The sequence below is a fragment of the Arthrobacter sp. 179 genome, from assembly GCF_052379645.1.
Taxonomy (GTDB): domain Bacteria; phylum Actinomycetota; class Actinomycetes; order Actinomycetales; family Micrococcaceae; genus Arthrobacter_H.
This window is the reverse complement of sequence record NZ_JBQSYU010000055.1, coordinates 1-1,456: the sequence shown is the minus strand read 5'-3', so window position 1 is coordinate 1,456 and position 1,456 is coordinate 1. Positions and strand designations below refer to the sequence as shown.

Sequence of the window (1,456 nt, the reverse complement as noted above, 5' to 3'; positions counted from 1 at the left end):
GGGGGGTGTCCCTATGCTTTTGGTCAAGCCGCTATCGGAGTCTTGGCCTGGTAGAGGGTCCCGTTCTTGATCATTGAATACAGAACGTCGCAGCGGCGCCTGGCTAGACACATGACTGCTGCATTGTGTCTCTTTCCCTCGGCTCGTTTTCGCTGGTAGTAGGCCATGGAGATCGGATCGTGGCAGCTGGCGACCCAAGCCGATCGGAACAGGGCGTTCTTCAACGCTTTGTTGCCCGATCGGGATGGGTGTTCACCATGGATCGAGGTGCCTGAGTATCTTGATGTCGGAGCGATCCCCGCGTAGGCCGCCAGATGAGCTGCGTCCTTGAATCCATGGCCGTCTCCAATGGCCAGGAGCACGGCTGCAGCGGTCTTGATGCCGACTCCTGGCATGGAGATCAAGACCGTGGAAAGAGGGAAGTCATCGACCAGCTTCTCCACTTCGGTGGCCAGGATCGCCCGCTGGGTTTTGAGTTCCTTGATCTGGGCCGCCACCCTCGGGACGACGATTTCGACCGCAGCCGTGCCGGCCACGGTCACCGTCTGCTCTGACAGGGCAGTGAAAATCTCTCCGACCAGTACGGAAGGATCCTTGCGGGAATGGTTCCGGGCGAATCGCAACACGTTCCCTTTACCCGCGGCGCGCAGCCCGGTGGGTCCGCCGTAGTGGATGAACAGCTCCAACACGAGCGGACGGGTGATCCTCGTTTCGGGGAAAACCCGCTCCAATGCAGGGAAGATCTGCAGCAGCAGGCCACGGAGCCGGTTGATGGCCCGGGTGCATTCATGAGTCAGGTCGGCATCAAAGCCGGCCAGGACCTTCAACGCCGAGAGGACCTCGCTGTCCCGGTCCACTTGGCGCAGGGTATGGGGCATTGAGCGGGCGGTATCGGCGATGATGAACGCGTCCCGGGCATCTGTTTTGGCTCTGCCCGGGTATAGGTCCGCGGCTTTTCGCATTGCGAGTCCGGGGAGGTAGGCGACTTCGCAGCCCGCGTCGCGGGCTACCGCGATGGGCAGGGCGCCGATGGTGTTGGGTTGGTCAACGATGACCAGTACGGGCCCATGGGTCTGCAACCGGGTGAAGACCTCTCGTAGTTTCGCCTCGTCCTGGGGCAGGGGGTGGTCGAAGATCCGGCCACCGTCCCGGTCCAGGGCTGTTGCGTGGTGACCCGATTTACCGACGTCGAGTCCGCAGAACACGGCGATTTCGTTGTTCATGGTGGCGCTCCTTTTGCACCGTGCGGTTGGCCGCTAGTCACGACACTCGATGCCACACCCACGTTACGAAGAGACCACGGTGTCTAACTCGCCGGGCCATGTCCCTATCAGCGGTCAACGCGTGCCTCCAGGTTCGGCGACAACACCCCCCGGATCATGAGTGACAGGGCAGGACAGTCATACCGAACCTAGCGACCAAACCCCGTTTATCGGGGTCCTACAAATGTAACGGG

General features: G+C 61.5%; 1 protein-coding gene. It reads right to left on the bottom strand.

The genetic code is table 11. The annotated features are described in order from the left end of the window. Positions 1-23 precede the first annotated feature (23 nt). Entirely contained in the window at positions 24-1,223 is a 1,200-nt protein-coding gene (locus ACT3UE_RS15730; RefSeq protein WP_444567021.1) for an IS110 family transposase, read from the bottom strand. Positions 1,224-1,456: the final 233 nt, after the last annotated feature.

Bases quoted from the DNA above. Each gene is read 5' to 3' on its own strand.
- ACT3UE_RS15730 (WP_444567021.1), bottom strand. From the start codon at position 1,223: ATGAACAACGAAATCGCCGTGTTCTGCGGACTCGACGTCGGTAAATCG.